This is a genomic window from Methylobacterium sp. J-078, assembly GCF_022829285.1.
In the GTDB taxonomy this organism is placed as follows: domain Bacteria; phylum Pseudomonadota; class Alphaproteobacteria; order Rhizobiales; family Beijerinckiaceae; genus Methylobacterium.
Window position 1 is genome coordinate 158,292 of the sequence record NZ_JAKSYI010000069.1, and the last position, 21,517, is coordinate 179,808.

The 21,517-nt window shown below is 72.7% G+C and carries 20 protein-coding genes; 13 read left to right on the forward strand and 7 right to left on the reverse strand.

Annotation, left to right across the window (positions count from 1 at the left end; genetic code table 11):
- Positions 1-28: 28 nt before the first annotated feature.
- Positions 29-598 (reverse strand): DUF6505 family protein, encoded by a 570-nt coding sequence (locus tag MKK58_RS11540; protein ID WP_243912203.1) that lies wholly within the window; start codon positions 596-598, stop codon positions 29-31.
- Complete coding sequence (locus MKK58_RS11545) at positions 595-1,338, reverse strand: biotin/lipoate--protein ligase family protein (RefSeq protein WP_243912204.1); 744 nt, start codon at positions 1,336-1,338, stop codon at positions 595-597. Before MKK58_RS11545 ends, MKK58_RS11540 begins: the two co-directional genes overlap by 4 nt.
- A 289-nt stretch (positions 1,339-1,627) precedes the next feature.
- On the opposite strand from MKK58_RS11545, the gene MKK58_RS11550 reads away from it, so the two are divergent.
- On the forward strand, positions 1,628-3,613 hold the full coding sequence (locus MKK58_RS11550) for a 4Fe-4S binding protein (RefSeq protein ID WP_243912205.1): 1,986 nt from the start codon (positions 1,628-1,630) through the stop codon (positions 3,611-3,613).
- Positions 3,614-3,656: 43 nt separating this feature from the next.
- Positions 3,657-4,136: a GNAT family N-acetyltransferase gene (locus MKK58_RS11555; RefSeq protein ID WP_243912206.1), complete on the forward strand. Its 480-nt coding sequence runs from the start codon at positions 3,657-3,659 to the stop codon at positions 4,134-4,136.
- A 6-nt stretch (positions 4,137-4,142) separates the two neighbouring features.
- Here the strand turns inward: MKK58_RS11555 and MKK58_RS11560 are convergent, their stop codons facing one another.
- A complete protein-coding gene (locus MKK58_RS11560) occupies positions 4,143-5,441 on the reverse strand; it encodes a c-type cytochrome (protein ID WP_243912207.1) in 1,299 nt (432 codons plus the stop codon).
- Positions 5,442-5,602: 161 nt separating this feature from the next.
- Here MKK58_RS11560 and MKK58_RS11565 point away from each other — a divergent pair, with 161 nt between their 5' ends.
- The 4 genes from MKK58_RS11565 to glp are packed head-to-tail and all read left to right on the forward strand — an operon-like array spanning position 5,603 to position 10,519.
- Entirely contained in the window at positions 5,603-6,751 is a 1,149-nt protein-coding gene (locus MKK58_RS11565; RefSeq protein ID WP_243912208.1) for a molybdopterin-binding protein, read from the forward strand.
- Positions 6,748-8,718 (forward strand): molybdopterin biosynthesis protein, encoded by a 1,971-nt coding sequence (locus MKK58_RS11570; RefSeq protein ID WP_243912209.1) that lies wholly within the window; start codon positions 6,748-6,750, stop codon positions 8,716-8,718. The genes MKK58_RS11565 and MKK58_RS11570 overlap by 4 nt, the downstream gene beginning before the upstream one ends.
- Positions 8,715-9,278: a molybdopterin-guanine dinucleotide biosynthesis protein B gene (gene mobB, locus MKK58_RS11575; protein WP_243912210.1), complete on the forward strand. Its 564-nt coding sequence runs from the start codon at positions 8,715-8,717 to the stop codon at positions 9,276-9,278. Before MKK58_RS11570 ends, mobB begins: the two co-directional genes overlap by 4 nt.
- Positions 9,266-10,519: a gephyrin-like molybdotransferase Glp gene (glp, locus tag MKK58_RS11580; RefSeq protein WP_243912211.1), complete on the forward strand. Its 1,254-nt coding sequence runs from the start codon at positions 9,266-9,268 to the stop codon at positions 10,517-10,519. Before mobB ends, glp begins: the two co-directional genes overlap by 13 nt.
- On the opposite strand, the gene MKK58_RS11585 is transcribed toward glp, so the two are convergent.
- On the reverse strand, positions 10,495-11,532 hold the full coding sequence (locus tag MKK58_RS11585; RefSeq protein ID WP_243912212.1) for a substrate-binding domain-containing protein: 1,038 nt from the start codon (positions 11,530-11,532) through the stop codon (positions 10,495-10,497). The two genes, glp and MKK58_RS11585, sit on opposite strands and share 25 nt — an antisense overlap.
- A 73-nt stretch (positions 11,533-11,605) precedes the next feature.
- Here MKK58_RS11585 and MKK58_RS11590 point away from each other — a divergent pair, with 73 nt between their 5' ends.
- From MKK58_RS11590 to MKK58_RS11600, 3 genes are read left to right on the forward strand one after another with little or no spacing between them, the layout of a single operon-like run.
- A complete protein-coding gene (locus MKK58_RS11590; protein ID WP_243912213.1) occupies positions 11,606-12,301 on the forward strand; it encodes an ABC transporter permease in 696 nt (231 codons plus the stop codon).
- Positions 12,298-13,023 carry an ATP-binding cassette domain-containing protein gene (locus MKK58_RS11595; protein WP_243912214.1) on the forward strand — a complete coding sequence of 242 codons (726 nt, stop codon included), beginning with the start codon at positions 12,298-12,300 and terminating at the stop codon, positions 13,021-13,023. Before MKK58_RS11590 ends, MKK58_RS11595 begins: the two co-directional genes overlap by 4 nt.
- On the forward strand, positions 12,996-13,838 hold the full coding sequence (locus tag MKK58_RS11600; RefSeq protein ID WP_243912215.1) for an extracellular solute-binding protein: 843 nt from the start codon (positions 12,996-12,998) through the stop codon (positions 13,836-13,838). Before MKK58_RS11595 ends, MKK58_RS11600 begins: the two co-directional genes overlap by 28 nt.
- Before the next feature lie 31 nt (positions 13,839-13,869).
- Here MKK58_RS11600 and MKK58_RS11605 read toward each other — a convergent pair whose 3' ends face one another.
- Both MKK58_RS11605 and MKK58_RS11610 read right to left on the reverse strand, forming a co-directional pair.
- The gene (locus tag MKK58_RS11605) at positions 13,870-14,109 is read right to left on the reverse strand and encodes a hypothetical protein (protein ID WP_243912216.1); all 240 of its coding nucleotides are present in this window, start codon (positions 14,107-14,109) and stop codon (positions 13,870-13,872) included.
- Positions 14,110-14,132: 23 nt separating this feature from the next.
- The gene (locus tag MKK58_RS11610) at positions 14,133-14,780 is read right to left on the reverse strand and encodes a PRC-barrel domain-containing protein (RefSeq protein WP_243912217.1); all 648 of its coding nucleotides are present in this window, start codon (positions 14,778-14,780) and stop codon (positions 14,133-14,135) included.
- A 152-nt stretch (positions 14,781-14,932) separates the two neighbouring features.
- Here MKK58_RS11610 and MKK58_RS11615 point away from each other — a divergent pair, with 152 nt between their 5' ends.
- The 4 genes from MKK58_RS11615 to MKK58_RS11630 all read left to right on the forward strand — a co-directional run bounded on the left by MKK58_RS11615 (position 14,933) and on the right by MKK58_RS11630 (position 21,068).
- Positions 14,933-16,321: a Wadjet anti-phage system protein JetA family protein gene (locus MKK58_RS11615; protein ID WP_243912306.1), complete on the forward strand. Its 1,389-nt coding sequence runs from the start codon at positions 14,933-14,935 to the stop codon at positions 16,319-16,321.
- Between the two features lie 164 nt (positions 16,322-16,485).
- Complete coding sequence (locus tag MKK58_RS11620; RefSeq protein WP_238280366.1) at positions 16,486-16,755, forward strand: hypothetical protein; 270 nt, start codon at positions 16,486-16,488, stop codon at positions 16,753-16,755.
- A gap of 88 nt (positions 16,756-16,843) precedes the next feature.
- The gene (locus MKK58_RS11625; protein ID WP_243912218.1) at positions 16,844-17,479 is read left to right on the forward strand and encodes a DUF4194 domain-containing protein; all 636 of its coding nucleotides are present in this window, start codon (positions 16,844-16,846) and stop codon (positions 17,477-17,479) included.
- Positions 17,480-17,594: 115 nt separating this feature from the next.
- Positions 17,595-21,068 (forward strand): SbcC/MukB-like Walker B domain-containing protein, encoded by a 3,474-nt coding sequence (locus MKK58_RS11630; RefSeq protein WP_243912219.1) that lies wholly within the window; start codon positions 17,595-17,597, stop codon positions 21,066-21,068.
- A 33-nt stretch (positions 21,069-21,101) separates the two neighbouring features.
- Here MKK58_RS11630 and MKK58_RS11635 read toward each other — a convergent pair whose 3' ends face one another.
- Positions 21,102-21,305, reverse strand: coding sequence for a hypothetical protein (locus MKK58_RS11635; RefSeq protein WP_243912220.1), 204 nt, complete (start codon positions 21,303-21,305; stop codon positions 21,102-21,104).
- Positions 21,306-21,517: the final 212 nt, after the last annotated feature.

A 21,517-nucleotide genomic window follows, 5' to 3' on the forward strand; every position in this document is an offset into this window, starting at 1 on the left:
TCCTCGGTTGTCTGGTCGTGCGCATGGCTCAGGTTTCCGGTCGGGTGCGCGCGAGGCCGATCAGGTCCGCCCGTTCCTCGGGCTCCTCCTCGTCGGTCTCGATGAAATGGAAGGCGCGCGCATGGGCGTGCAGACGGTCGGCCCCCGGCAGGGCGGGATCGCGCTGATGCAGGGTGCGGAAGGCTTCCGCGATCTCGCCGTCCTGCACGGTGCGGTGCATCGCCACGACGCTGCCGACGGGCAGGTTGCAGAGCGAGGCGGCGAAGGCGATTTCCTCGCGGGCCGCAGCCCGCGCGGCTTCGCGGTCCGGGGCGCCGAGGCGCTCGTGGATGTGCCGGGCGAGATCCTCCACGGCCGCGTCCCGCTCCGCCTCGCTGGCCTCGCTCACCACCACCAGCGTCGAGAACCCGAGGGAGGCGACCCCGACGAAGCCAGAGCGGAACGCCGCCCGGGCCTTGCCCTCCAGCGCCGCGAGGTCCGCGTCCCAGAACAGGAACGAGCCCGTCACCGCCCATTCTCCGGGTTCCGCCGGATGCGTGAACACGAAGGTGTCGGAGGGATCGAGGCGCAAGGTACGCGGCAGCCTGAGAGCGCTCACAGCCGCACCGTCCCGGTCTCGGGGTCGCGCCAGGCCGGCTCGGCCAGGAGCGGCGCCAGCGGCCAACGCTCCACGTCGTTCAGGATCACGTCGCCGCCCGCGTCGATCCGCGCGGCCACGCCCTGCGGCACCGGCAAGTGGGCGAGGTAGCGCCCGGCCAGATCACCGAAGCCGGCCTCAGCCCAGCCGTCGAAGGCCCGGATGAGGTTGCGGGCGAAGCTCTCGACGAGCGGCACCGCGATGCCGGCGGGAAAGCCCTCCTCGTCGAGGGCGGTCGAGTCCGGCGTCAGGCCGGGATCGCCCGCCGCCGCTTTCGACAGGATCAGCATGCCGGAAAAGACCAGCCATTCGGGCACCGCGTCCTCGGCGCAGGCGTCCGGCGCGGCGAACCGGCCACCGCCGAGGCGGGCCCCGTCGAACACCAGGGTATCGGGCCAGCGGAAGGTGAGGGGCATCTCGGGCGGGCCATGCGCCCCGACCGCGTCGGCGAGCGCCACCATTCCGGCGAGGAACGCGCGCCGCGCCGAGACCAGGGGCTCCTCGGGCGCCAACACCACCGCGAAGTCGAGCACGTCGGCGCGCGCGACGACGATCAGCGTGCCGGCGGCCTCCGATCCGTCGCACCGCGCGAGGCGCACGGCCTCCGTGAAGGCATCGGCCGGCGGTGGCAGCACACGGGCGCAGAAGGCGGGCGGCAGCACGGGTGCGAAGGTGGTGTCCTCGATCGAGGGAGCGGGCATGGGGCGCAGATCAGGGCTCGAAGGGGTCACGGGTCCGTCGCACGCACATGTTCCGGGAAACCATGCGCCGCAAGGGAAAGGCGGCGCGGCTAGATGGGCGTCATCGGAGCCCTGCGATTCGCACGCGGGCTGCGCCGGTGTGTCGGATCGTCGTTTTGAACGTTTCGAGTCTATATAAGAGGCCGACGATCCTGCGAAGGGCCCTCCGCCCGCGCCGCATGCTTCCCCCGAACGCAAGGTTTCCCGCGTGTCCGACCGTATCGTGTTCGCCTGTTCCTGCGAGAGGACGATGCCGCTCGATGCCGAAATCATCGGGCGCGGCTGCGGGGGCCGGCTGAAGACCGCCGACCAGCTCTGCGGGCGAGAACTGGACCGGGTCCGCGAAGCCCTCGGCACCGGCGCGTCGGTCACGATCTCCTGCACCTTGCAGGCCCCGCTCTTCGACGAGGTCGCCGCCGAACTCGGGGCCGAGGACCGGGTCAGCTACGCCAAGATCCGCGAGACCGCCGGCTGGTCGAGCCAAGCCAAGGCCGCCGGCCCGAAGATGGCGGCCCTCCTCGCCGCCTGCGCGGAACCGCTGCCGGATGCCGCCACGGTGGCGATCGAGAGCCGGGGCGTGGCGCTAATCTACGGCCGCGACGCCGCAGCCATCGAGGCCGGGCGGCGCCTCGCCGAGCACCTCGACGTGACCGTGCTGCTCACCCGGCCCGAGGCGGTGGAGCCGCCCCAGCGCAATGACTTCCCCGTGGTGCGAGGCACCATCGCGGGCGCGAAGGGCCGCCTCGGGGCCTTCGACCTGCGCATCGACGATTACGCGCTGCCCGCGCCGTCCTCGCGCACCCACCTGGAATTCGGCCCCGGCCGCAGCGGCGCCACCTCCACCTGCGACATCCTCATCGATCTGACCGGCGGCACGGCCCTGTTCCCGGCGCACGAGGTCCGGCTCGGCTACCTGCGCGCCGATCCGCGCGACCCGGCCGCCGTCGAGCGGGTGATCGGCCGGGCCTCCCACCTCGTCGGCACCTTCGACAAGACGCGCTTCGTCGACTTCCACGCCGACCTCTGCGCCCATTCCCGCTCGCGGATCACCGGCTGTACCCGCTGCCTCGAGGTCTGCCCCACCGGCGCCATCGCGCCGGCCGGCGACACTGTGGCGATCGATCCCTACATCTGCGCCGGCTGCGGCAACTGTGCCTCCGTCTGTCCGACCGGAGCGGCGGCCTACGCGCTGCCCCCGGCCGACGCCCTGATGCGGCGCCTGCGCACCCTGATGCTCGCCTACGGCGCGGCCGGGGGCCGCGCGCCCACGGTGCTGTTCCACGACGGCGAGCACGGTGAACCGCTGATCGACGCGCTGGCCCGCCACGGCGACGGCCTGCCCGCCGACGTGCTGCCGGTGCGCGTCAACGAGATCACCCAACTCGGGCCCGAGACCTTCGCGGCGCTCCTCGCCTACGGGGCGACCGGCGTCCGCATCCTGGCGCGCGCCCGGCCGAAGCACGACCTCGTGAGCCTGCACCGGGTCGTGGCCTTGGGCGACGTCCTGGCCCAGGGTCTCGGCTATGGCGGCCCGGCCGGCGCCCCGGTGGTGTCGATCATCGAGACCGACGACCCGGACGCCCTGGCGGCAGCCCTGTCCGAGGCCGCGCCCGGAACACCCGCCCGGGCGCCCGCCCGGTTCATGCCGGTGGGGCCTAAGCGCGAGGTGCTGCGCTTCGCCTTCAACGAGATGCACGCGGCGGCCCCCGTACCTGTGCCCCGGATCGCCCTGGCTGCCGGCGCGCCGTTCGGCGGACTGAACTTCCGCACCGAGGATTGCACGCTCTGCCTCGCCTGCGTCGGCGCCTGCCCGACCCATGCGCTCTCGGACAGCGCGGAGCGGCCCTTCCTCGGCTTCGAGGAGAGCCTCTGCGTCCAGTGCGGCCTCTGTGCCAACACCTGTCCGGAGAACGTCATCGACCTGATGCCCGGCGTCGACTTCGAGGCCTGGAAGGCGCCGCGCCGGGTGGTGAAGGAGGAAGAGCCCTTCGCCTGCATCACCTGCGCGAAGCCCTTCGGCACCCGCAGCACCATCGAGCGCGTGGTCGAGAAGCTGCGTGACCGGCACTGGATGTTCACGGGTCCGGCCGGCGAGGCTCGCGTCCGCGCCCTGATGATGTGCGAGGATTGCCGCGTCGAGGTCGCGGTGAACCAGGGCTTCGATCCGCACGCCGGCCCCGCCCGCGACAAGCCCCGCACGACGGAGGATTACCTGCGCGAGCGCGGTCCGCAGTGAGGCGACCGCACCGCGCATGATCGGTGTCCCGCACTGGCGGAGCATGCGGTCGGAGGACCTGCCCGCCATTCACCACCTCGCCAGGGCGCTGTTCCCCGACCATCCGGAAGACGTCGCGCGCTTCGCCGAGCGGCTGGCGCTCGGGGGCGACCTCTGCCTGACCCTGGCGGGCGCGGAGGGTGACATCTCCGGCTACGCGATCGCCTATCCGTGGCCCCTCGGCCGAATTCCTTCCCTGAACCGGCCCCTCGATGGGCTGCGGGGGGCGGGAGATGCGATCTACCTGCACGATCTCGGGGTTCATCCCGACCGGTCCGGCGCCGGGCACGCGCGCGCCGGCCTCGCACTGCTTGTCGGGCGGTCGCGCATGATGGGCATGGGCGCCATCGCCCTCGTGGCGGTGAACGCGTCGGCGGATTTCTGGCGGGCGCGGGGTTTCACGAACGCCGATGTCGACCCGGCCCTGGCGGAAAAGCTCGCGAGCTACGGGGCCGACGCCCGCTACATGGTGATGCCGGTCTGACGCGCCTCAGGGTGTCGCCGTCGCCCGCTCCAGGAACCGGACCAGGGCCTCGCGGTCCTCGGCGCTGGTAATGGTTTGCTCCGGCATCCGGGTGCCGGGCGTGTACCGCGCGGGGCCGACCTCGAACAGCTGCGCGATGGTGCGCGCGTCCCAGATGATGTCCATGCCCTTGAGGGCGTCCGAGTAGCGGTAGTCCGGCGCCGTGGCGATGCGTCGGCCGATGATGCCTGCGAGCGACGGGCCGGCGCGAGGGCCATCCTCTGGGCGCAGGGCGTGGCAGGCGACGCAGGCGCGGAAGACCTCCGCACCCCGGTCGCCGTGATAGGCCGCCAGGGCATCGGCGGGACGCGGCATCGCCAGGGGGCCGATCGGCGCGCCGGTTCGTGCGTCCCAGCGCCGGATCAGGCGATCGCCGCCGCCGGTCAGGAGTTCGCCTCCGTCCGGACGCCACGCGACGGACCAGACCGGCAGGCCGGGCCCGACGAGGCGGCTCAGGATCGTGCGCGCCGCGCGGTCGATCACCGCCACGGCGCCTCCGGCCGTGGCGGCCGCGATGCGGGTACCGTCGGGAGAGGGCGCGAGCGCGATGACTGGGTTCGGGCCGACATCGATCTCCGCCCGCACGCGGCCATCGGGCCGCAGCAGCCGGACGACGGCATCGCCCCCCGCCGCCGCGATCTCGCCGTCCTGCATCACCGCCAGGGCGTTCAGGATTGTGGGCAGGGTGAACACGACGGGGACGGCTCCGGCATCATCCGCTAACGGCCAGATTCGCACGGTGGCGTCGTAGCCTGCCGAGACCGGGCGCCCGTCTGGCAGGAAAGCCACGGCGTTGACGTTGCCGTGGTGCCCCGCGAGGACCCGCGCAGGACCGCCCGACAGGGCGCGGATGCGGACCGTGCCGTCCCACGAGGACGAGGCGAGGGCGAGGCCGTCCGGTGCCAGCGCCAGGGCCGAGACCGGACCGGCATGCTCGGAAAAGACCCGCTCCGGCTCCGCCTGGCCGGCGCGCCAGAGGGCGATGCGGCCATCCTCCGAAGCGGTGGCGAAGCGGCCATCGGGGAGGGCGGCCACCGCGTTCACCGCTCCGTCGTGGAAGCGCAGCACCGTCAGGGCCGTGCCGGTCTCGATGCCCCACAGGATCGCGGCCTGATCGAAGCCACCGGAGATCGCGAGCGTACCGCCCGGCGCCACGGCGAGCGCGCGCACGGGGCCGCCATGCCCTCGCATCTGCGCGTCGGCGGAGGCGCCGAGGCCGAGCAGGATCGCGATGCCGACGATCGGCAGCCACTGTCTCGCGGACATCGAATCTCCCCGGCAGAACGCGTCCCACGCGGATCGTCCCGCGCGGGCGGACCCTAATCGATCCCCGGCGCGGGTGTCGCCCGGCCTCCGGCGAGACCCGGTGACGCGGCCGGCGGCGGAGGTGCTTGATCCCGGACCGGCGATGGCGCATCGCTCAGCGCATGATCGTTCCTGCCCGCATCGCGGCCGAGAAACACGTTCCCGAGACCGGCCAGCGGCGCACGGCATCGGCGGCCCTGATCCCGCTCGCCGACGCAGTGGCCCTGCTGGTCGCTCCTCTCGCGCCCCTGGCGATCCGTACGGTCTCGCTTGGAGAAGCGGTCGGCCGGATCGCCGGGCGCGATATCCGCGCCGCGCGGGACGAGCCGCAGCACGCCATCGCGCTACGCGACGGCTGGGCGGTGCGGGCTGACGACGTTCTCGGGGCATCGCCCTACGCACCCGTGCTGCCGCCGCGCGCGCCCGCCTGGGTCGATGCCGGCTCGGCGATGCCAGGGGACATCGACGCGGTGCTGGCGTTCGAGGCGGTCGCGGGACGCGACGTCATCGACGATGCGGCGGCGGGCACGGGCCTGCGAGCCGTTGGCGACGAGATCGGCACTGGCGACTGCCTGATCGCGGCGGGCACGCGGATCACGCCGCTCCATCGCCTCGCCCTCGAGGCGGCCGGCATCCCGGCGGTCCCGGTCCGCGTGCCCAACCTTCGGCTGGTCCTCGCCGCCGCGGTGGAGCGGGACACGCTGTCGCCGTTCATCGCCGCTTTGATCGAGGCGGAAGGCGCCATCGTGGCGGAGGTGGTGCGCGCCGTCGCCGACCCGGAGGCAATCGCGGACGCGCTCACGGCAGGCGCAGCCGACGCGACCTTGGTTCTCGGCGGCACCGGCTTCGGGCGAAACGATCACGGCGCGGCGGGCCTGGCCCGTGCGGGCAGCGTCGAGGCCCACGGCATCGCCCTGCGGCCCGGCGAGACGGCGGGGTTCGGGCGCGTCGGCGAACGTCCGGTCCTGCTCCTCCCCGGCCGGCCGGACGCGGCCCTCGCGGCGTTCCTCGCCCTCGGGCGTCCGCTGATCCGGGCTCTGACCGGCGCGAGCCCCCCGGTTTTCGCGCATGCGCCACTCCTGCGGAAGGTCAGCTCGACGATCGGTCTCAGCGAAATCGTCTTCGCGCGCCGCGAGGCCGACGGAGTGATGCCCCTCGGCGGGGCGGAGCTGCCCTTGGGCCGCCTCATCGCGGCCGATGCCGCGCTCCTCGTGGCACCGGACTCCGAGGGTCATCCCGCCGGGACCACGGTGGCGGTGCTGCCCCTATGAGCATCGCCGGGGACGATTTCGCCACGCGCCTCGCCCAGGCGGCGCGACAGGAGCAATTCCTCAACGTGGTCAGCCGCGAGGAGGCGCATGCCCGCTTCCGCGCGGCAGTACCGCACGTCGCCCTCGGTGACGAAACGATTCCGCTCGCCGAGGCCCTCGGCCGGGTGCTCGCCCACGACGTCGCCTCGCCCATCGACGTGCCGCCCTTCGACCGTGCCTTGGTCGACGGCTTCGCCCTGCGGGCCGCCGACACGGAAGGCGCCCGCGACGGCCAGCCCCGCGCGCTCACGCTGAACGCCGAGATCCTGGCCTGCGGCGTTGCCCCGGCGCTCACCGTGGCCGCCGGGACCGCAACGCCGATCGCCACCGGGGGCATGATCCCGCGCGGGGCCGATGCGGTCGTCATGGTGGAGCGCACCGAGTTCGACGCGCCGACCCGATCGGTCGAAATCGTCCAGGCAGCGCGGCCGGGACAGTTCATCGGCTATGCCGGGGCCGACATGGCGGCCGGCGAGACGGTGCTGCGCCGGGGCGTCCCCATCACGGCCCGCGAGATCGGTATGCTGGCCGCCTGCGGCCTCGACACGGTCGCGGTCGTGCGCCGCCCGCGCGTGGCTGTGCTCTCCACCGGCGACGAGCTCGCGCCCCCCGGCGCGGCCCTGCCTCCGGGTGCGATCTACGATTCCAATGGCCCGATCGTGTGCGCCTCGGTCACCGAGAATGGCGGCACTGCCATTCCCCTCGGCATCGTCCGCGACGAGGAGGCCGCCCTCGAAACCGCTTTGCGCGCCGCGATCGCCGCGAGCGACCTCGTGGTGCTCTCCGGGGGCACCTCGAAGGGGGCGGGCGACGTCTCGCACCGCATCCTCCAGCGCCTCGGCCAGCCTGGCATCCTCGTGCACGGCGTCGCCCTGAAGCCCGGCAAGCCCCTTTGCCTCGCGGTGGCGGACGGCACCCCGATCGTAGTGCTGCCAGGCTTTCCGACTTCGGCGATGTTCACCTTCCACGACGTGGTGGTGCCGCTGATCCGCGCCCTGGCGGGCCTGCCGCCGCGCGAGGAGACCCATGTGGCGGCGACACTGCCCCAGCGCGTCGCCTCCGAGCAGGGCCGCACCGAATTCGTGATGGCTTCCTTGGGAGAGACCGAGGCCGGCCTCGTCGCACTCCCGCTGCCCAAGGGCTCCGGCTCGGTCACCGCCTTCTCGCAGGCCGACGGCTTCTTTACGGTGCCGGCGGCACGCCCCGGCTTGGAGGCGGGCGAGACGGTCGCGGTGACGCGCCTCGGGGCAGGGGTGCGCCCGCCCGATCTCACCATCATCGGCAGCCACTGCGTCGGCCTCGACCGTGTCGTGGGGCGCCTGGCCGAGCGCGGCTACCGGGCCCGGACCCTCTGGGTCGGCTCCGCCGGAGGTCTCGCCGCCCTGGCACGGGGCGAATGCGACCTCGCCGCCATGCACCTCCTCGATCCCGAGACCGGCCGCTACAACGAGCCTTTCCTGAGGGAGGGCATGGCGCTGGCACCCGGCTGGGGCCGCCTCCAGGGCATCGTCCACCGCGCGGGCGATGCGCGCTTCGAGTGCCTGGACGTCGCCAAGGCGGTGGCCGCGGTCCTCGCCGATCCGGAGGCCGTGATGGTGAACCGCAACGCGGGCTCGGGAACCCGGGCCCTGGTCGACGGTCTCCTCGCGGGGGCGCGGCCTCCGGGTTTCTTCAACCAGCCGCGCTCGCACAACGCCGTGGCGGCCGCGGTTGCCCAGGGCCGAGCGGATTGGGGTGTCGCCATCGCCACGGTGGCACGGGCCTACGGCCTCGGCTTCCTGCCACTCACCGACGAGCGCTACGATTTCGCGTACCGGACCGCGGACCGGGAGCGCCCGGCCCTGGCCGCTTTCCTCGACCTCCTGGACGAGCCCGAGACCCGCCGGCTGCTCGCGGAGGCCGGCTTCGCGCCGGCGGGCAGCGCATGAATCCAGCGCATCTCGACAATCCTGCCCGTGTCATCGGGCTCGCGGGCTGGAGCGGGGCGGGCAAGACGACCCTGCTGGCCCGGCTGATTCCGGCCCTGACCGCGCGCGGCCTGCGGGTCGCCACGGTCAAGCACGCGCACCACGCCTTCGACGTCGACCAGCCGGGCAAGGATTCCTACGTTCACCGGGCGGCGGGGGCGTGCGAAGTCATCGTCTCCTCGTCCCGACGCTGGGTCCAGATCCACGAGGTCGGTGACGAGGCGGAGGCGCGCCTGCCCGATCTCCTGCGTCGCCTCGCGCCGTGCGACCTCGTCGTTGTCGAGGGCTTCAAGCGCGAGGCGCATGCCAAGCTCGAGGTTCATCGCGTCGCCAACGGCAAGCCCCCGATGCATCCGGACGATCCCCGCATCGTCGCGGTTGCGAGCGACCGGCCGCATCCGGATGCACGCGTCCCGGTGGTCGATCTCGACGCCGTCGATGTGATCGCCGACCTCGTGCTGTCCCTGGCGGAGCCATTGGAGACGGCGCTGGCGCGCCTGGAGGGACGATGGCCCAGCTGACCGACGATTGCTTCGCCTTCGGCGGTGCGCTCATGCGCATCGAGGAGGCCGTGGCGCTGATCGGCGAACGCCTTCCCGTCCTGGCAGGCACCGAGTGGGTGTCCCTCGGGGACGCCGATGGACGCATCGCGGCCGAGGACGTGCCGGCGCTGCACGACGTGCCGCCCTTCGCCAATTCGGCGGTCGACGGCTACGCCGTGCGCCACGCCGCGCTGGTGGTGCAGGGCGAGACGGCGCTGCCCGTGGTTGGACGGCTCGCAGCCGGGGCTTCCCCCGAAGGCCGTGAGGCACATGCGGGGGCGATCCGCATCTTCACGGGCGCGCCGATGCCGGCGGGGGCCGACACCGTCTTTATGCAGGAGGACGTCCGGCGCGAGGGCGCGATGGTCGTGCTGCCGGCCGGGCTGAAGCGCGGCGCGAATGCCCGCGCGGCCGGCGAGGACATCGCCGCGGGTGCGATGGCGATCCCCGCCGGGCGCCGCCTGCGGCCGCAGGACATCGCGCTCGCCGCCGCCGCCGGCCACGACCGGCTCCCGGTGCGCACGCGTCTGCGTGTCGCCCTGTTCTCCACGGGCGACGAGCTCACCGAACCCGGCCGCCCCCTCGAGCCCGGCGCGATCCATGATTCCAACCGGGTGATGCTCGCGACGCTGCTAAACCGCTTCGGGGTCAGCGTCACCAACCTCGGCATCCTGCGCGACGAGCCGGCGGCCCTGGCCGACCGCATCGCCGCAGCCGCCGGCGACCACGACCTCATCCTGACCTCCGGCGGCGTCTCGACGGGCGAGGAGGACCACGTGAAGGCCGCCGTCGAAGCGCGGGGCTCGCTGATGTTCTGGCGTCTGGCGATCAAGCCCGGGCGCCCCGTCGCCATGGGGCTCGTGGCGGGGACGCCCTTCGTGGGATTGCCGGGCAATCCGGGTGCCGCCTACGTGACGCTGCTCTTCGTGGTGCGTCCGCTCCTCGCACGCCTCGGGGGAGCGAGCGCGGTGGCGCCCCTCGGCCAGCCGGTGCGGGCGGCGTTCGCCTACAAGAAGAAGGCGGGGCGCCGGGAATTCGTCCGCGCCAGCGTCGCGCTTGCCGCCGACGCCGTGCTGGAAGCCTGGAAGTATCCCCGCGAGGGGGCCGGGGTGCTCAGCTCGTTGACCGAGAGCGACGGCCTCGTTGAACTCGCCGATGCGGTCACGGCGGTGGCACCGGGCGACATCCTGACCTTCTACCCGCACACCTCGCTCTGGTAGGGCGACCCTGGGTAGGACGACGCCGGGTGCGCGTAGCCGAGCGTCGTCGCGGCGGCCTGCGCGATCGCGGCGAGGAAGAGGTCGAGGGTGTCCGGCGGCTCCGACCGCGCCAGGCCCGGGAAATCCGCCCGGATCGCCAGGAAATAGGTTTCCCACCCCAGCGAGTGGAAGGCGAGGCCGAAGCGCTGCGCGACCGCCGGGGTGCCCATGCCCACATCCGCGGCCCCCGTGGCGATCAGGGCGGCCACGGCCTGATGGGTGAACTCCTCGGTCTGCGCCCCCAGGATGTCCTCCGGCCCGAGACCCGCCTCCGCGCAGAGCCGCGCGAACCAGATCCGCGTGCCCGCCCCGCGTTGCCGGTTGACGAAGCGCAAGGACAGGCGCGCGATGTCGGTGACGGACGCGACGCCGCGCGGGTTGCCGGGCGGCAGCATGAAGCCCTGCTCCCGGTCGAACAGGGGGCGCACGACGAGACCGGTATTGGCGAACACCGCGTCGAAGGGCACCGGGGGAACGCCGCGCGCGCCGTAGTGAAACCCCGCCGCATCCGCGCTCCCCGCCCGCAGCAGCGCCAGGGCGTCGAGACTGCCCGCCACCGCGAGTTCGATTTCCGGCCGGTCCGTCACCGCGCCGAGCAGCAGGGGGTCGTGGCTCGCCGCGATCCGCATCCGCGTCGGCGCCTCCACCCGGAGCGCACGCAGGGCGTCGGCCAGCCGGATCTCCTCGGCGGCCAGGGTCGGTCCAAGCCGGCGGAAGGTCGCCGCGAGACTCGCGTGCAACGCCACCCCATAGGACGTCAGCGTCGTGCCGTGCCCCTTCGTCTTGACGGCGACCGGGCGCCCCAGCGCCACCTCGATCGTGGCGAGCCGGCTCCAGGCGGAGCGATAGGAGATCCCGAGGGTCCGGGCGGCGGCGAGCAGCGAGGGCGCCCCCGCGACGGCATCCAGGAGGGCGAAGGCCGGGCCGAGGGCCAGCCCGTCCGCCTCGCCCTCGACGCGCAGGCTCACTCGCATCGGCAACGCCTTTCCTATTGATCTTTCACATGATGGCATACCATCGAAGCGCGTCCCCCGCAGCCCGGTGACGATGCTTCAGACGCTCGACGACACGTTCCTGCGCCTCGCGACCCTCGACCGCGACGTGCTCGCCATCGCGTGGCTGTCCCTGCGCGTCAGCCTGAGCGCCGTCGGCATCGGACTCGCCCTGGGCGTTCCGGTGGGCGCGTTCCTTGCGGTCGCGGCCTTTCCCGGGCGCGGCGCCGTGGTCGGGCTCCTGAACGCCTTCATGGGGCTGCCCCCCGTCATCGTTGGCTTGGTGCTCTACCTGCTCCTGTCCCGGTCCGGACCGCTCGGGAGCCTCGGCCTGCTGTTCACACCGAGCGCGATGGTGGCGGCGCAGGCCGTCCTGGCGACGCCCCTGATCGCCGCCCTGACCCGGCAGGTGATCGCCGATTCGGAGGCGCATCTCGGCGAGCAGTTGCGCTCCCTTGGGCTCTCGGCACCGCGCCGGGCGCTGGCCCTGATCCACGACACCCGCTTCTCCCTGGTGACGACGGCGCTCGCCGCCTTCGGACGGGCGATCTCGGAGATCGGCGCCGTGCTGGTGGTCGGCGGCAACATCGACGGCCACACCCGCACCATGACCACCGCGATCTCGCTCGAGACCCAGAAGGGCGACCTCAGCCTCGCCCTCGCCCTCGGCGTCGTGCTGATGGGCCTCGTCATCGCGGTGAACGGCGCGGCCGCCCTCCTGCGCGGATACGCCGTGCGGGCCTTCGGGTGAGCGCGATGCCGAGCCTGCACCTCGACGACCTCAGCTTTTGCCGCAACGGCACGACGATTCTCGACGGGCTGACCGCCGACATCCCGGCGGCCGGCATCACTGCCCTGATCGGTCCGAACGGCGCCGGCAAGAGCATCACGCTCCGGATCATCGACGGCCTCATCGCCCCGACCCGCGGGCGGGTTCGGATCGTCGCCTCCGCGCCCGTGCGGCGCGCCTTCGTGTTCCAACGCCCGGCCCTGGTGCGGGCGAGCGCTCTCGCCAACGTCGCCCTGGCCCTGGTGCCCCTGCGGCTCAACCGCGCCGAGCGCGAGGCCCGCGCCCGCGCGGCGCTGGCCCGCGTCGGACTCGCCGACCGGGCCAGGGATCCGGCGACGCGCTTCTCGGGTGGCGAGCAGCAGCGCCTGGCCCTCGCCCGCGCCTGGGCGGTGGAGCCGGGCCTGCTCCTGGCGGACGAGCCCACCGCCAACCTCGACCCCGCCGTCACCGAACTCGTGGAGGCGCTGCTGGCCGAGATGGCCGCGCGCGGCACGAAGGTCGTGCTCGTCTCGCACAATCTCGGGCAGGTCATGCGGCTCGCCGCCGACGTGCTCGTGCTCGCGAAGGGCCGCGCCGTCGAGCACGGCCCGGTCCGCGCTATCCTCACCGCCCCCCAAAGGCCCGAGACCCGGGCCTACATCGCCGGAGAACTGCCTTGGACCTCCTTCGCCGCCGTCTCGTAGTTCGCGGTCTCGCCGCCGCCCTTGGCCTGATCGGCGCATTCGGCTCCGCACCGGCGCTCCGGGCGGACCCCTCTTCCATCGTGGTGGCCTCCACGACGTCCACCGAGCAATCAGGCCTCTTCAAGCACCTGCTGCCGCTGTTCGAGGCCAGGAGCGGCATCGCCGTGAAGGTCGTGGCGCTCGGCACGGGCCAAGCCCTCGACGCGGCCCGCCGGGGCGATGCCGACGTGGTGCTGGTGCATGATCGCCCGGCCGAGGAGAAGTTCCTCGCGGAGGGCTTCGCCACGAAGCGCCAGGACGTGATGTACAACGACTTCGTCCTCGTCGGCCCGAAATCCGACTCGGCCGGCGTGAAGGGGCACGACGTCGTGGCGGCCTTCGCCAAGCTCGGCACCGTCAAGGCGCCCTTCGTCTCGCGCGGCGACCGCTCCGGCACGCACAGTGCCGAGCTGCGGACCTGGAAGGAGGCGGGCGTCGATCTCGCCGCCGTGAAGGGTGACTGGTACCGCGACGTCGGCCAGGGCATGGGGCCGGCCCTCAACGCCGCCTCGGCCCTGAACGCCTACATCCTGGCCGATCGCGGCACCTGGCTGTCGTTCAAGAACCGGGGCGACCTCGGGATCGTGGTCGAGGGCGACAAGCGCCTGTTCAACCCCTACGGCGTCATGCTGGTGAACCCAGAGAAACACCCGACCGTGAAGGCCAAGGAAGGCCAGGCCTTCATCGATTGGCTCGTTTCCCCCGAGGGACAGGCGGCCATCGCGAGCTACGAGATCGGCGGCGAGCAACTGTTCTTCCCCAGCGCCGGCAAGTAGCGGCGCGAAGTCGCCGGTCGCGGAGCGCCGGCTATCGGCGCGATTGCCGGCGCCGGACCACGTACCAGACCGCGAAGACCAGGACCGCCACCACGAGACTGGCCCAGACCCAGTTGAAATCCGTCGCCGCCGCGTTGGCGGCCGCGGAGTTCGACCCGGACGGGCCGGACTCGCGGATCGGCGGCGCCGGGTTCATCTGCTGGGCCAGCGCCTGGCCCAGCGTGGCGAGCGAAAACAGGGCGGCACCCGCGAGGGTTCGTGCTCGCGTCATCGTGGAGCCTGCCTGCGCCACGCTCACTTCTCAGCCTTCCGCGCGGCGTCGTAGCTGAAGGCGGGGGCCGCCGTGAGCTGCGCCTTCGTCATGCGGACCTCCGCGTGCACCGGCGTCCCGCCGGCCATGACGGTGGCCGGCTCCGTCTTCGGCACCGTCGCGCCCGCCGTCGATCCAGTCGCGTTGCCGACCTTGCCGGCATGCATGTCCTCGACCGCGCCGAGCACGTCGCGGCTGGTGTCGGCCCCCGGCATGGTCTCGGGCGTGACCTTGGCGGCGGCCGCCTTGCTGGGCGCCGTCTCGGGCGTCGTCACCGAGGTCGGCCCGGAGGTGAGGGGAACGTCCTTAAGGTTCCAGGCGACCTGATCGAAGGGCACGGCGACGAGCTTCTCGCCGATCCCCAGGAATCCGCCGACGCCGATCACCACGGCGGCGATCCGCCCGTCGCTGCCCAGCAGGATGTCCTCGACCGAGCCGACGCGGACATGGTCCATGCCGATCACGGGCAAGCCGATCACCTTCGACCCTCGGAGCGAGCCCGGCGCCGGATTGGCAAGCGTCCGGCCCGGGGCCTCGGCCGTCGCTTGGGCCAGGGCGGGAAGTCCCGCGAGGAGGGTGGTCGCGGCCAGGAGGGACGCGCCGAGCGCTGCTGTGGGCAGGCGGCTGAACATGGGGGAAACTCCGAAACGACGCGCCGCGCGACGCACGGTGGGCGGCGGGACAACGCACGCCCGCGCGGCGGGGTTCATCGCGCGCCCGGATCGCCGCCCCCATCGCGATTTGACTCGCGCGCCCCGCCGTGGCGATCGTCCGCGCCGACGCCATGCTGTTCAACTGCCTCTCCGACGACCTCTTCAAGCCGCTGGCCTCGCCGAGCCGCGCCTTCAACGCGGCCCTGCTGCTGCATCTCCACGCGCGGATCTTCGGCGACACCGCCGAGCCCCTGCGCAAGAGCGATGTCCTGGCGGCGATCGGCGACTTCGCGGCCGATTACGCGGCCAGCGAGATCGCGGACGACGACGCGACCCCGGCGGACCCGGCGGAGCGCCGCTCCGTGGTCTACCGCCGCCTTTTCGACGCGGGCTGGCTGGTGGAACGGCGCGAGCGCTACGTCCCCGTGGTGGAGTTCGACCCCGAGGCCCGCATCCTGGTGGAGGAGCTGGCGCGGCTGAACCGGGGCGAGACACGCTCCTACGGTGGCGCCGTCCTCGACGTGCTGGGCAGCCTGGAGAGCGCCATCGCCAACCCGGCCGAGCGCTCCGAGGCGCTGGTCAATGCGGCCAAGTCGGCGCGCGCCTTCCTCAGCCACCTGCGCAGTCTCGCGGGCGCCATGCGCAAGAGCGAGGAGCGCATCCTGCGCGAGGCAGACCACGGCGCCGCCTTCCGGCTCTACTTCGAGGAGTTCGTGGCGCGCCACCTCGTGAGCGACTACCGGACCCTGCACACGCGCCTCAATCCCTTCCGGTTCCGCTCCGGCATCGTGCGCGAGGCGGGCCGCGCCTTGCGCGATTCCCTCACCCTGCGGGCGCTCGCCGAGGCCGGCCTGCGCGAGGGCCGCGCCCCGACCCTGGAGGCGGCCGAGCGCGCGGTCCGCGCGGATCTCGCCGAGATCCTGTCGATCTTCGAGGGGCTCGACCGGCACCTGGACGCGGTGGCCGACATCGTGGCCCGCCTGGAGCGGCGGATCGCGGCGGCGCTGCGCACCCTCGACCACCGCGATTCGGATCGGATCGAGCGCACCGCCGCCGCCCTGCGGGCGGTGGCGTCGGCGGATGACGACCTCGCGGGCCTGCCGGACCCTCAGGTCTCGCTCCTGCGCCCGCCCATCGGCGAACCGCATTGCTACGCGCCGCGCCTGCGCCGGCCGCCGATCGAGAGCGAGCCCCTCCCGGAATTCGAACTCGACCCGGCCATCGAAGCCTTCATCGCCGCCAAGGATGCGTTCCGCCTGCGGGTGGCGGTGACGCCGGAGCGGATCGTCGATTTCATCGAGGCGCAGATCGGGCGTGGGCGCGCGATCCGGGGCTCGCAGATCCGCATCGCCGACGTGGACGACTTCGTGGTGTTTCAGCGCCTGCGCGAGATCGACGTGCTGTTCGACGGCAGCCTGCGGCGCCGGTACCGCCTCTCGCGGGTCAAGGGCCGCGTCGCGAACGGCTGGCTGGATTGCCCCGACTTCCTGGTGGAGCGGGCCGGCGCCGGCGCGCGCTGATACGGCCCCGGCCGACCTTCGGGAAGCAGCGACACAACGAAGTCTTCGCAGTGCAGTCAAGTCTTCGCGCCGCAGCATGGAATAGAACCCTTGCAAATTCGTGAAGCGGGTTCATCCTCTGCTCTCCGCCAGACACGCTGCGGAAGGCACGGGAGCGTACCCCCATGAATGCCGGCAAATGCCTGATCAAGAATGCCTGGATCGCCGCCGAGGTCGGCCGGGAGCGCTGCGAGCGCGTCCTCGTGGTCGAGACCTACATCGCGGTCAGTCCCCTGGAGCCGAACTTCGACGCGTCCCGCTACGACGCCATCGTGGCGGAGGTCCAGCGGGTGCTCGCCGCCAACCCCTCCCTCGACCGGGCCTCGATCCTGAGCATGCACCGCGACACGGCCTGCCTGTCGCTGTTCCGGGCCCAGCCCGCCGCAGCCGCCTGAAGCCCGGGTTGGCGCCACGCGGGTTCGCCGGGTAGAGACCGGGGCCTTCACGCGGGCCGCGCCCGCGCCGGCTCAAGCGGGACCCGCCATGCTCGAACCCTTTCGCGCCATCGTGGACGGCGAGGAGCCACCGCCGCCGGGTGCCCGCGCACCCTCGGAGGAAGAGCTGACCCGCGCGCTGCAGGTGCTGCTCAAGAGTCAGTGCGTCTATGCCGGCACCCCCGGGATCGGCCGCTCCTACGAGCTCGCCCGGCACTACGCGCCGTTCTTCCAAGCCTATTTCGGCTGCCTCGGGTACCGCTTCGAGGTGGCGCACCGCGACCAGATGGTGTGCCTGCGCGTGCCCCTCGATGGAATCCGTCACGATGCCCAGGGCGAGCGCCTGCGCAAGGACGAGACTCTCGTGCTGCTCTCGCTGCGGCTGGCCTACGAGGAGGGCCTGCGCGCACACCAGGTCACCACGGAGGGCGTCGTCGAATGCACCACCGACGACATCGCCGAATCGATCCGCACGGTCACCCGCAGCGATCCGCCCGACGAGCAGCGCCTGATCGATATTCTGCGCCTGTTCGCCCGCAAGGGCGCCCTGCGCCTCGGCGAGCGCGACAAGGTCGAGAAGATCACGCCCCTGATGGTCCTGCCGGGCATCACCGTGCTGTCGCCGGACACCTGGATGGACCAGGTCCGGTCCTGGGGCGCCGCGCGGGGCGAGGAGGCGTTCTAGAAGCGTCGCGCCGCCCCCGGTCCCCAGCCCCGGAGGGGACGCGACTTGCATCCGGGGCCCGGCGCGTCCATGCGGTGTCGCTTCGACGCAGCATCGGGACCAGACCAGAGCCGCCGTGTACCGCCTCACCGACATCGTCCTGTCCAACTGGTACCTGATCCGCCGCGAGCAGATCCGGATCCGGGGCGCGGCTGCCCTGGTGGGCCCGACGGGCGCCGGCAAGTCGACCATCTTCGACGCGGTCGGCACCGTGCTGGCCGGCAACAACGCGAGCCGCTTGGCTCTGAACGCGTCGGCCTCCGGGCGCAGCGCCCGCACCGTGCGCGATTACTGCCTCGGCTGGATCAGCGACCCCGCCGAGGGTGGCCGCCCCACCCGCGAGGCCTGCGAGAGCCTGATCGTCCTCGTCTTCGAGAACGAGAAGACCGGCCGGGTCGTTTCGGCGGGGCTCGCCCTGGCGGCGCGCGCGGAGGAGAGCCGCGAGACCACGCTCTCGCGGTTCGTCCATGTCGGGCACCGCTTCGAGATCGCCGACTACGTGCGCGAGGCGCCGGCCGGCAGTTTCGTGGCGCCCTGGGCCGAGATCGCCAAGGATCTGCGTACACACGGCACCACCTTCGACGAGTTCCGCGCCTCCGGCGAACGCTTCACGGCCGAGTTGCTCGGGCTCCTGCGCGAGGGATCGGCGGTGCCGGAGCCGCGCCACTTCCTGCGTACCTTCTCGAACGCGGTGGCGTTCAAGCCGATCTTCGATTCCTCCGCCTTCGTGCGCTGCTTCGTGCTCGAGCCCGAGCCCCTCGACGTGGCGCGCATCCGCCAGTCGGTGGAGAACTGGCGCCGCTTGCGCGAGACCATCGAGGAGCTGGAGCGGCGCCTCGCCCACCTCGCCCGCATCCTCGGCCGGTACGAGACTTGGGCCGAGGCCAGCCTGTCGGCCGCACTCCACGAGCTTCAGGCCTCAGACGCCGATCTGCGACGCCGCGTCATCGACCTTATCGGCGCGCGCCACGCCCTCAAGGACGTCGCCGAGCGCCTGCGCATCGCCCGCGAGAGCGTCGCCACCAGCCAGGGTTTCGTGCGCGAGATCGACGGCGAGATCGCCGCCAAGAAGGCGCTGATCGCCGGCTCGGCGGCGGAGGGGCGGTTGGCTGCCTCCAACGCCGGCCTCGCGATGCTGGCCCGCGACCGGCGGGATCTGGCCGCCCGGGTCGCCGACCTCGTCGGGATCGTCCTCGATGCGGGCAAGCTCGCCGTCGTCGGCGGCGAGATCCGGCGAATCTCGCCCGAGGCCGCCCGGCTGGTGGAGGCCTGCGCCCGCTCGGGCCTGCGCCGTGAGGCCAACCCGGAGGAGACGCTGCGCTCCGACGGTCCCCTCGCGGGCCTGCTGGCCGGCCTCGCCGCCGCCCCCGAGATCGCCACGCCCCTGGAGCGCGCGGCCGAGGACGCGGCTTTGCGCGCCCGTGCCCAGGAGAACGAGGCGCAGTCCCGTGCGCCCGCCCCCGCTGCCGGCGGTCGCACCCCGAGCGCGCCGCGCCTGTCCTCGGACGTCGCCGCGTTCCGGGACGAGCTGGCACGCCTCGGCATCGACGCGACGCCGATCTGCGAGCTCGCCGAGATCGTCGATCCGGCCTGGGGCCCGGCCCTCGAAGGTCTGCTCGGGGCCGCGCGCGAGGCGCTGGTGGTCGAGCCCGACCGGCTCAACGCCGCCTTCGCGCACCTGGAAGCGCGAAGAAGCCAGTTCTACCGCTGCATCCTGGTCAAGACGACGGACACGGCCCGCCGTCGCGGCGGCCGCGACGATGAGGGCCCGTTGGCCCTGATCGAGACGCGCGATCCGCATGCCCAGGCCTTCCTCGGTGCCCGCCTCGGCGGCTATGATCTCGCCCCGAACGACGCGGCATTGGCGCATATGAGCCGGGCCGTGGCGCCGAGCGGGCGGTCGACCTCCGGCATGGCCTACTCGGTGGTGCGCCCCGTCCAGCTCATGATGACGCGCGGCCAGCGCGGCCCAACCGCCGAGAGCCGGCAGGACTGGGAGCAGGCGGTCGCCGAAGCCCGGCGCCTGCGGGCCGAGGCCGACGTGCTGCGCGAGGCCGCCCGCATCGCCGCCGCCCTCAAGAGCCGCATGGCGGGAACCAGCCTCGACCTGTCCGAGCTTCGCGCGGAGGCCGACGCGATCGAGGGCCGGCGCCGCAGCCTGACCACCGAGCGCGAGAGCGTCGAGAAGGCGGAGACCGGGGTGCTGGAGGCCGAACTGAAGGAGCTCGCCAAGGAGCGCTCCGCCTATCTCACCGAGCTGGTGCAGGTGCTAGAGCCCAAGCGAGACCTTCTGCTCGGCGAGGAGGCGGGACTGAAGGCCAAGGTCGCCGCTACCCGCGATCTCGCGCGGGCCGCGCTTCAGGCGCGCCGGAGCGCGCATGCCCGCTGGATCGGGGGCGACACCGTCCGCATCCGCCTCGTGCAGCCCGAGGGCTTCGACCCCCGCGCCGTAGCCACCCTGCGGGCGAAGCGCGCCGAACTAGAGCCCAAGACCCTGGCGAACCTCGCTCAGGTGTCGCGTGCCGCCGCGCGCGAGGCGACGGAGACCGCCCGCACCCAGGGGCGCGCCGCCGAGCGGGATCTGGCCGAGTACTGCGTGCAGTGGCGCATCGAGAATCCTCTGGGCAACGGCGATGCCCCGGCCTCGTTCGGCTATGCCTGGGCCAAGCGTGCCCACGACGAGGTGGCCGGGCACGAGTTGCGCCGCTACCGCGACCAGGCCTTGCGGGCGGAGGGCGAGATGCGCCGCCTGATGATCGAGGACCTGCTGACCCGGCTGGCGGACAAGTTCGAGCGCGTGCGCGCCCGTCTCGACGCCCTCAACGAGCGCCTGTCGACCCAGACCTTCACCGGCCAGACCTACGCCTTCGAGGCGGAGGTGGACCGGCGTTACGCCGCCGTCCACGCGCTAGCCCTCGAAGTCGCGCGCTCGCCGGACGCCGCGCAGGCGATCCTGCCGGGGGAGGGCGCCTCGCGCGAGAATCCCCCGCTGGAGGGTCCGCTCGCCGACGCCATCGCGGAGATCACCGCCCTCATCGGCGGCGACGAGAGCGCGGCGCGGCTGGCCGATTACCGCAACTACTTCGTCTACGAGATCGGCATGCGCGATCGGGCGGGCAACCGCACGACCATGTCGAACCGGGCTCTCAGGGGCTCCGGCGGCGAGGCCCAGGCGCCGTTCTACGTGGCGATCGCGGCGTCGCTCGCCTCCGCCTACTATCCCGGCGACCGACCCGGCGACGAGAATCCGGGGCTCGGCCTCTGCCTCCTCGACGAGGCCTTCTCCAAGCTCGACGTGCGCAACTCGCAGGCCCTCGTCGACCTCTACCAGGCCTGGGGCCTGCAACTCCTCATCGCCGCCCCGGAGGACAAGCGCACCACCCTGACGGAGGTGATGGACACCATCGTCACCGTCTACAAGAACCCGGACCTGACCTCGGTGCGCATCGAGGCCGAACACCCGCTGGAGGCGGCCAAGCGTGCGCTCGCGGCGATCAATCCGGAACGTCAGGGCATCGAGGGTTTCCGTCGGCCGGACGCCGCCGCCTGAAGCGGCGGCAGCGTTGACTCACGTCGCCGGGGATCAGGTTCGCACCGAGGCCTGCGGATCGACGGTGCCGGCATCCTGCTCCGTGCGGTCGTCCGCCGCTTCGTCGTAGGCCTGCGCCCAGGCCTGGTGGTCTTCGCTGCCCTCCGCGTAGGGGTTGCTGTCCCGCTGCTTGCCGTAGAGGCGCGCGTTGCGGCCCTTGATGAAGGGACTGTCGCTCGCGGTTGCGCCTTCGCTCATATTCAGAACTCCCCGTCGTGCCGCGTGATGAAGGGTCCGATGACCGCCGCCGGCACGTCGGTGTTCCAACACGGGCGCATGAGCCGGGGTTCAACCGAGGCGGGGACGGACGGTCACGATGCCGCGGCATGCCCGACCGCTCGCAGAAGAATGCGCGAGAGGTCCTCGGAATGGACGAAGGCCTCGAAATGCGCGTCCGTCGGCCTCTCGGC